This window comes from Microaerobacter geothermalis, assembly GCF_021608135.1.
GTDB lineage: Bacteria > Bacillota > Bacilli > DSM-22679 > DSM-22679 > Microaerobacter > Microaerobacter geothermalis.
Genome location: NZ_JAKIHL010000081.1, coordinates 1 through 1,587 on the forward strand (window position 1 = coordinate 1; position 1,587 = coordinate 1,587).

The window sequence follows — 1,587 nt, forward strand, 5'->3', positions numbered from 1 at the left end:
CTACAAAGTGGACATGGATAAATATGTATTTAATAGAAATTATTAGGCGTTTATACGTTTGTCGGGAATCTGGTAACCTAAAGTTTCCAGATATCGTATCGCCATATCTTCCGTGATTTGAGGCGCATAAGTGGGTTTTGGTTTTGGATTAGAATCCATATTGTATAACTGATCATTAAAGGGCTCATTTTTATCAAGCATTTGGTAAATACAAATGAGCAGCTTGTGTGCAATCGCAATAATGGCTTTTTTGTGACCTCGACGTTTCTTGATCTGGTCATAACGAATTTTGAAGTAAGGACACGCTTTACTTCGAATGGCAGCATTTGCACATTGAACCAATAAGGGCTTGATATAAACCCCGGCTCGCGCAATACGGACCGATTTTTTCTTTCCGGCACTTTCGTTGTTTTGTGGTGTAAGCCCGGCCCAGGAACATAGATTTTTATGAGAAAGAAACGCAGACATATCGACTCCGATTTCACCAAGGATCGCAATAGCTGTAAAAACATCCTTGATGCCTGGCAAGGATAAAATGAGTTCTATTTGTGGCAAGTAGGGCTGAGCTAATTCTAAAATAACCGATTCCATATCGGCGATGTGTTTCTCAATGCTGTCAACATGGTTAAGGCATACACGCATCTTATCGGCTTGTGGCTTCGTCAAATGTCCATGAATGGATTTTACAATAGTTTCAGCCTTCGTTTTCATATTTCCGTGTAACATTGATGAAACATCGAAATCCCTATCATCCGGGTGATCCAGAATATGACGAATGATTCTCATCGAGCTTACACCAAACGTATCGGAAACCACATTGGAAATCATCATGTTGGAAACCGTAAGCGAGTTTTGAACACGATTTTTCTCACTTGACTTAAAGTTGATAAGCTTAAAGCGATACCGCATCAAATCTCGAATTTGACGAATGGGCAAGGGTGGTATAAAGCTACCGGGAACCAAGCCGTGCTTGTGCAGGTCACAAAGCCAAATGGAATCTTTTTTATCGGTTTTCTTGCCGCGAATCCCCTTGACATATTTGGGATTCGCAACAACAACAACGCAGTCATGCTCCAAAATATTAAACACAGGGTGCCAGTACTTGCCTGTAGATTCCATACAGACATGCTTGCAAGACATGGATTTTAGCCACTCTAAAAGACGGAGCAAATCTTCTGTAAAAGTTGAAAATTTCCTGGTTTGGTATTCGGTAACCCCCGACTGGTTCGTCGTACCAACCGTTGCCATCACAAACTTTTTGTGGACATCAATGCCACAGCATACAGGGTAAACAATCTTGAGCATAAACACATCCCCTCAAAAGTTTATAGTGGATAAGCAGACATTGACTGTTTGCCACGTAATAAACAGGAATTGTTTATGCAAAGATTAGTTTACGTGCTCGATGGCACACTTATTTGTACTTGAAAATGGCAAACGGCACATCTTAAAATGCGGGCAGTATGAAACTGCACCACTCACCTCCCCGTGCTCTGTAGTGTATCTGCTTACCCAAATACATTATAGCATGAGCAGGGTTGGAGAGTACTTTCATTAAATTTTGTGCCTTGAGCACAGCGAAAGGAA

General features: G+C 41.1%; 1 protein-coding gene. It reads right to left on the reverse strand.

Translation table 11 applies throughout. The features are described from left to right. Window positions 1–42: 42 nt before the first annotated feature. The gene (locus L1765_RS15835; RefSeq protein ID WP_236408438.1) at window positions 43–1,305 is read right to left on the reverse strand and encodes an IS110 family RNA-guided transposase; all 1,263 of its coding nucleotides are present in this window, start codon (window positions 1,303–1,305) and stop codon (window positions 43–45) included. Between the last annotated feature and the right edge of the window lie 282 nt (window positions 1,306–1,587).

Excerpts from the sequence above, each read along its gene's own strand:
- L1765_RS15835 (WP_236408438.1), bottom strand. The coding sequence starts at position 1,305 with ATGCTCAAGATTGTTTACCCTGTATGCTGTGGCATTGATGTCCACAAA.